The sequence below is a fragment of the Alkaliphilus pronyensis genome (genome assembly GCF_009017275.1).
Classification (GTDB): domain Bacteria; phylum Bacillota; class Clostridia; order Peptostreptococcales; family Natronincolaceae; genus Alkaliphilus_C; species Alkaliphilus_C pronyensis.
Genome location: NZ_WBZC01000010.1, coordinates 181,120 through 188,443 on the forward strand (window position 1 = coordinate 181,120; position 7,324 = coordinate 188,443).

General features: G+C 31.3%; 8 protein-coding genes. All 8 read left to right on the forward strand.

What is annotated here, in order from left to right; translation table 11 throughout:
- The first annotated feature begins 47 nt into the window (after positions 1–47).
- The 8 genes from steA to xerD all read left to right on the forward strand — a co-directional run bounded on the left by steA (position 48) and on the right by xerD (position 6,977).
- Positions 48–1,169, forward strand: a complete 1,122-nt coding sequence (steA, locus tag F8154_RS03650; RefSeq protein WP_151860230.1) for a putative cytokinetic ring protein SteA — start codon at positions 48–50, stop codon at positions 1,167–1,169.
- 27 nt (positions 1,170–1,196) lie between these two features.
- On the forward strand, positions 1,197–2,087 hold the full coding sequence (locus F8154_RS03655; RefSeq protein ID WP_243141153.1) for a copper transporter: 891 nt from the start codon (positions 1,197–1,199) through the stop codon (positions 2,085–2,087).
- Entirely contained in the window at positions 2,084–2,773 is a 690-nt protein-coding gene (locus F8154_RS03660; protein ID WP_151860232.1) for a glycosyltransferase family 2 protein, read from the forward strand. Before F8154_RS03655 ends, F8154_RS03660 begins: the two co-directional genes overlap by 4 nt.
- 6 nt (positions 2,774–2,779) lie before the next feature.
- Complete coding sequence (locus F8154_RS03665; protein ID WP_151860248.1) at positions 2,780–3,577, forward strand: MraY family glycosyltransferase; 798 nt, start codon at positions 2,780–2,782, stop codon at positions 3,575–3,577.
- A gap of 21 nt (positions 3,578–3,598) precedes the next feature.
- Positions 3,599–4,693, forward strand: a complete 1,095-nt coding sequence (locus F8154_RS03670; RefSeq protein WP_151860233.1) for a DUF3866 family protein — start codon at positions 3,599–3,601, stop codon at positions 4,691–4,693.
- 12 nt (positions 4,694–4,705) lie between these two features.
- A complete protein-coding gene (locus tag F8154_RS03675) occupies positions 4,706–5,248 on the forward strand; it encodes an NUDIX hydrolase (RefSeq protein WP_243141151.1) in 543 nt (180 codons plus the stop codon).
- A 101-nt stretch (positions 5,249–5,349) separates the two neighbouring features.
- The gene (gene spoIIM, locus F8154_RS03680; protein ID WP_151860235.1) at positions 5,350–5,985 is read left to right on the forward strand and encodes a stage II sporulation protein M; all 636 of its coding nucleotides are present in this window, start codon (positions 5,350–5,352) and stop codon (positions 5,983–5,985) included.
- Between the two features lie 107 nt (positions 5,986–6,092).
- Positions 6,093–6,977 (forward strand): site-specific tyrosine recombinase XerD, encoded by an 885-nt coding sequence (xerD, locus tag F8154_RS03685; RefSeq protein WP_151860236.1) that lies wholly within the window; start codon positions 6,093–6,095, stop codon positions 6,975–6,977.
- The last annotated feature ends 347 nt before the right edge of the window (positions 6,978–7,324 follow it).

Sequence of the window (7,324 nt, forward strand, 5' to 3'; positions counted from 1 at the left end):
TTACTAATACTATACTAAACAAAAAACTTAAAAATGGAGGTTAAAGGATGTTCATAGGAGCACCTTTAAAAATTGATAAAAAAACTAAAAATCTCATTGGCAGGTTAAGCAATAACGATATTGCAATTATTAATCATAAGGATTTAGATGAAATAGCAGCCTTATCCTTAGTGAAAAAAAAAGTACAGGCTGTAATTAATTGTGAATCATTTATTAGTGGAAAATATCCTAATCTTGGACCTTCATTACTATTAAAGAGCAATATACTAATGTATGAAGTAAAGAGGGGTGATCTTTTTTCAATTCTTAAGGACGATTACTATGTAGAAATACGGGAAAAACAATTATTCTTTAAGGATAAAGCTGTAGCAGAGCTTGAGTTAATTGATGAAGATCAGATTAAAGCTGCTTTGATTGATGCAGAAAATAATTTAGATAATGAACTGGAAAGATTTATAGACAACACTCTACATTATGCAGATAAAGAAAAAAAATTACTTCTAAAGGATACAGAGATTCCGAAAACTAGTATTTCAATTATGGGTAAGCATGCTTTGGTAGTAGTAAGAGGAAGGGACTATAAAGAGGATTTAGAGACTATACTTCCATATATAAAACAGGAAAAGCCAGTAATTATAGGGGTAGACGGAGGTGGCGACGCACTGTTGGATTTTGGTATAGTACCTGACATCTTAATAGGAGATATGGATAGCGTAAGTGATATATGCTTAAAAAAAAGTAAAGAGGTATTTGTTCATGCTTACCCAAATGGTTACTCTCCAGGCATGGAAAGAGTAAAGGCTTTAGGCATAGAAGCAGTCTCATTTCCAGCTCCTGGCACCAGTGAAGATATAGCTATGCTTTTAGCCTATGAAAATGGTGCAGACCTAATTGTGGCGGTAGGAACTCATTCAAATATGGTGGATTTTTTAGAGAAGGGAAGGGCAGGCATGGCCAGTACACTACTGGTAAGAATGAAAATAGGAACAAGATTAGTGGATGCAAAGGGAGTAAACCAACTATATCAAAACACTTTTAATGTAAAGCATATTTTATGGTTAGGGTTGGCATCAATTTTACCCATAGTTGTTATAGCTCTTGTGTCGAAGCCTATACAATATCTATTTAAAATAATTCATATGAGGCTAAGGCTTTTTTTAGGAGTATAAGAGGAGGTGTGACATTATTTGATTAGCATGAGGTATTATATTGTAACAATAGCAGCTATTTTCATTGCATTAGGTACTGGCATTTTAATAGGTGTAAACTTAAATGAGTCAGATTTTTATTTAAATCAACAGCAATTACTTTTAAATGACATAGAAAACAAGTTTAATCAGCTTCAGCAGGAAAGAGAGGATTATATCAATGAAATAGAGGGTCTACTGAATGAAAATCAAAAAAATAGTAGTCTTATTGATAGCTTATATGAAAAAATTGTTAATAAAAGATTAGAGGGCTATAATGTTGCAATTATTACAACAAACCATAACTATTATTATGGTGAGATTAAAAAAGTACTTGAAAAGGCTGGTGCTAAAGTCCCCATTGAGATTAATTATAATAATAATATTTTTAATTATGATGACGAAGCAGTGGCAAGACAATTTAGGGATTTCAGCATTTATGATAGCAAACAGCTAATAGATACTTTAAATAGTAGGGTTATAGATTTAATTACCTTTGGTAATGAGGATGATCTACTTAAGCAACTTAAGGATATGAAAATTATAAACTACTCACTAGATTTAAGCATGGTTGCAAGTAATCCAATTCATTATATAGTGCTTGCTGGGGGAAGCATAAATAGCAACTATGAAAAATTCCAACAAATTGATTTAAGTCTTATCAATAGGTGTAAAAAGAATGTTATTCCAGTAGTAGGAGTAGAAGCCATAGATGTTAAGCATTCATACATTCCATATTATCAAGCTGAAGAAATATCCACCGTTGATAATGTAAACACTAAAATGGGAAAAATCTCCTTGATATATGTTATCTCAGGCATTAACGGAAATTTTGGGGAAGGTGAGTTTTCTAAGGATTTTGTTCCAAATTTCATGAAGGAAAAGGAGGGTTTTAATTGAAACAGAATGTTACAGTATTGATTCCAGCCTTTAATGAAGGGAAAAATATTAGAGATACTCTAGTAGGTCTTAAAGGGGTAAAAGAAGTCAACCAAATATTAGTTATAGATGATGGGTCTACAGATAACACCTGCCAGATAGTAGAAGCATTTTCAGAGGTTACACTTTTAAAGCAAGGAAAGAACTTAGGTAAAGGGGCTGCATTAAAAAGAGGAATACTAGAAGCCCTAGATAAGGCAGATATAATAGTTTTTTTAGATGCTGACACTAAAAACACAAGTAATGAAATAAAAAAGCTAATTACACCAATAATAAATGAAATTACAGATGTGGCCATTGCAAAATTTCCACCCCCAAAAATAAAAGGGGGCTTTGGTTTTGTTAAGTCACTGGCAGAAACTGGAGTATATTTTCATACTGGCAAGACTTTAACAACCAGCTTGTCTGGACAAAGAGCATTCCACAGAGATGTTTTAAAAAACATAGCTATTGATAGTAAAGGCTTTGGTGTTGAAATTGCCATGACTATTGATATATTAAAAAAGGGTTACCGTGTTTTAGAGGTGGAGGTTGCCATGAGCCATAGGGAAACCGATAGAAGCGTTGAGGGCTTTATCCATAGAGGAAAGCAATTTATTGAGGTTTTTAAAGTAATTTACTTAAAAAAATTGCAGAGGATGAACTAAAAAGTGATGCTATTAGTGTTAAGCTCCATATCAACATATATACTTATACCCTACGTTAATAGCCTACTAAAAAAAGCTAATGTATTAAGGCGTAATTATAATAATCAATTAATACCAGTTGGTTTAGGAATAACACTTATACCTGTATTAATAATTAATTGTGGAATTCTATTAGCTTATAGGGAAATATCACAAAAGAATATATTAATATTCATGACTGGTAATCTAACGATGGCCTTTATAGGTATAATTGATGACTTAATTGGCAATCGTGATACATTAGGCTTTAAAGGTCACATAGGTGCTTTACTTAAAGGACAGCTAACAACTGGTGGACTTAAGGCAGTTATGGGAGGTTTAATGGCAGCTTTTATTAGTATAGCAATATCTAAAACAATAGGTCAGCTTTTCTACAACACAATAATAATTGCATTAACCACTAACCTAATAAATTTATTAGACCTAAGGCCAGGTAGAGGAGTTAAGGCTTTTTTTCTCATCTCATTATTATTCCTTATGTTGGGACTTTCAAATGAGTCTAAGCTTTTTTTATACATAGTTCTTGGTTATACTTTAGTTTATTTTCCAATGGATTTAAAGGGCAAATCCATGATGGGGGATGTAGGCTCCAATACGCTAGGAATTAGCTTAGGAATAATAGCGGCTTTAAGCTTTTCAGATACTATAAAGCTTATAATTATCTTAATATTAATAATAATACATTTAATTGCAGAAAAGTATTCTTTAACTAGAATTATCAAGAGAGTAAAAATATTTAATTATTTTGATGAGCTAGGTAGATAAAAACAGCTAAGGGTGGTTTTTATGATAGACAGCAAACAAGGGAAGATTATAGATATTATTGGTAAAAATGAAAAAGTTACTGAGGTTATTGTAGAAATAGCTAATATAAGAGAAAAGGCTATTAATTATAATCTCTTTACAGGCAGACCTGAAATAGGAGATTATGTGATATTAAATACAACAGCAGTAGAATTAGGCTTAGGAACAGGTGGCTACCATTTTATAATTGCAAATTTAAAAGGTAAGAACATAAAATCCAATTGTGAGGGACATATTATGAAGCTTAGATATACACCATTGCAGTTAAAGACAATGGCAGCAGAAGAGCAAAAGAGTCCTCACCACCAAGTATTTTTAGATTTTAAAACCCTTAATGGACTACCAGTTATCATTGGCTCCCTCCACAGTATGCTAATGCCGATAGCAGCTACAATAAAATACCATAGGCCAGAGCTAAGGGTAACCTATATAATGACAGATACAGCAGCCCTACCAATAGACTTTAGTAAAACAGTAGCCCTATTAAAGGAAAAGTCACTAATAGATTATACTATTACTTTAGGAAATGCTTTTGGTGGAGATTTTGAATGCATTAATATATATAATGGGTTAATAGCTGCTAAAGAAATAACAAAATGTGATATAGCTGTAATTACAATGGGACCAGGTATTGTTGGCACAGGAACCCCATATGGCTTTTCTGGTATAGATCAAGGAGCAAATATAGATGCAGTTAATACCTTAGGAGGTAGGGCAATAACCATACCTAGAATTAGCTTTGCAGACAAAAGACATAGACATAGAGGCATAAGCCATCATACCCTAACAGTGCTTGATAAAATAGCAAAAACAAAGTGTTATTTACCATTACCAATACTACCTAAAGCACAAGGCGAATATATTAAAAATCAAATAATTAACTTGAAAATAAACAAAAAACATTATATTGTAGAAATGAACACAGTTAACTTACCAAAAATATTAAAAAAATATAGCTTAAAGGTAAATTCTATGGGGAGAAGCTATTCTGATGATCCCTCTTTTTTTCAAGCTTGCTGCTGTGGTGCACAGCTTAGCTTAAGAGTTCTCCAAACTAATTTATGTAATAATAAATGAGGAGGTTTAGTGATGACACAAGAAGAAAAAACCATGAAAAGTGAACGAATATATGAAGGCAAAGTAATAAACTTAAGGGTAGATACAGTCGAGTTACCAGAACGTAAATACTCCAAGCGTGAAATCGTTGAACATAGTGGTGCAGTTGGAATAATTGCATTAACCGAAAAGGAAGAAATGATTTTTGTAAAGCAATACAGAAAATCTGTGGAAGAGGTGCTGCTAGAAATTCCAGCTGGTAGAATTGAAGCAGATGAAGAGCCTGAGATGACAGCAAAAAGAGAGCTTGAAGAGGAAACTGGTTATATTGCCAATAAGCTGACTAAGATAACTGAGTATTATACAAGCCCAGGCTTTTCTAACGAGATTTTACATATATACTTTGCAGAGGGCTTATCGGCAGGAGTAGCAATTCCAGATGAAGATGAATACATTGAAGTTACATATTTGTATATTGATGAAGCAATAAAAAAAATCACTAAGGGAGAAATAAAGGATAGTAAAACAATAAATGCTATTTTACTGTACAAAACTATGATAGAAGGAAAAAAGTAATTATTTTAGGTTGTCTAAAAAACTAATGGGGACAAGGCATAAAACCCCTATTTTTGGCATAAGGTTTTTGTAACAACATAAGCCAATAGGGGGGACTAATAGTGCCAAAATCTTTTATTGAAATTTGCAAAAACCATATAAAAGAAAACTTCCTACTATATTCAATTATATTGTTTTGCTTTTTAATTGGAATATCTGTAGGAGCTTTTACTGTTAAGGTTGTTAATGTCCATCAGAAGCAGGAGCTTATATCATATTTACGTAGCTTTTTCCATTTATTAGATGAATCAAGTTTAACTGGTGTAGAAATTTTTAAGGAATCCTTTAGTAATAGTTTTCAACTATTATTTTTAAGTTGGTTTATGGGGTTATTATTGATAGGTGTACCATTAATTTTTATGATAATTGTTTTTAGAGGGTTTGTAATAGGCTTTACAGTTGGCTTAATAATTGAGGAGTTTAAGCTTTATGGAGTACTGCTATTTATATTAGCAATTTTTCCTCAAAACATACTATTAATACCCCTTTACATAGTTGCTGCAGTTACATCTGTTTCCTTTGCTATTATGATAATAAAGGGGAAATTCAACAAAGCCAAAGGCTTAAACTATGGAAGACTATTTCTAATATACACCCTTACATACCTAGGTATACTTTTAATAGTTGTTTTATCTTCCTTTATAGAAGCTTTTATAGTTCCCTTCTTTATTAGATTTATTGTTAAATATTTACATTAACTATAGAGACTTTTTTTAAATAAAGCAAGTAAAAAATATTTTTAGCAGGAATTTCTCAATACTTCGTTGAATAATTTATAATGATTTAAAACGAGGGAGTTTTTAGTATGGAAACAATTATTAATGATTTTATTAAGTATTTAAGTAATGAGAGAAAGCTGTCAAGTAATACGTTAGAATCATACAAAAGAGATATTAATCAGTTTCATGATTACCTTAACACCATTAAAGCTAGTTCTTTAATTAAGACCAACAAAACCACTGTAATTACTTATTTAATACATATGCAAAACACAGGTAAAGCAATTTCTACAGTGTCAAGAAATCTTGCATCAATAAGATGCTTTTTTCAATATCTCTTAATGAAAAATATTATTAGTCAGGACCCAACTCTAAATTTAGAATCACCAAAAAGTGAAAAAAAGCTACCTAGCATATTAACCCTAAAGGAGATAGACATTTTATTAAGTCAACCTCAGGATAAAACCTCTAAGGGCTTAAGGGATAAAGCTATGCTGGAGCTTATTTATGCAACAGGTATCAGAGTTAGTGAGCTAATATCCTTAGATGTGGAAGATGTTAATTTAGATATGGAATACATAAAATGTAAAGGCAATAATAAAGAAAGGGTAATTCCAATAGGGTCAATAGCGTTAAAAGAATTAAAAACTTATCTTACGGAATATCGTAAGGATTTTGTTAAACCATCATCAGATAATTCATTATTTTTAAATTGTCAAGGTCAGAGATTAACGAGACAAGGCTTTTGGAAAATAATTAAAACATATACTAAAAAAGCAAACATAGATAAAAAAATAACGCCCCATACCCTTAGACATTCATTTGCAACCCATCTTATTCAAAATGGAGCAGATTTAAAATCAGTACAAGAAATGCTAGGACATTCAGATATATCAACAACCCAGAAATATATGCAGGTTACTGGAAACAAGATAAAAGAAGTGTATAATAAAGCACATCCAAGGGCCTAAAGATAGGTCCTGTTTTCCTCTATAAAAAAGGAAGAAGACAAAATTAAAAATTAAAAGTGAAAAATTAAAAGTGAAAAATTAAAAGTGAAGAGTTAAGAGTGAAGAGTTAAGAGTTAAGAGTTAAGAGTTAAAAACATAATTGAAAATTGAAAATTGAAAATGGAAAACTACAAAAGCAAGTAATAAGGAATAGGTAATAAGGAATAAGTAATAAGGAATAAGTAATAAGGAATAGGGAAAAATTGAAAAACCATAAAAAGAAAGTTAAAAGTGAAAAATTAATAATTAAGAGTGAAGAGTTAAAGACATAAAGTATAGAAAATGAAAACTAAAAGAAATAATTAGAC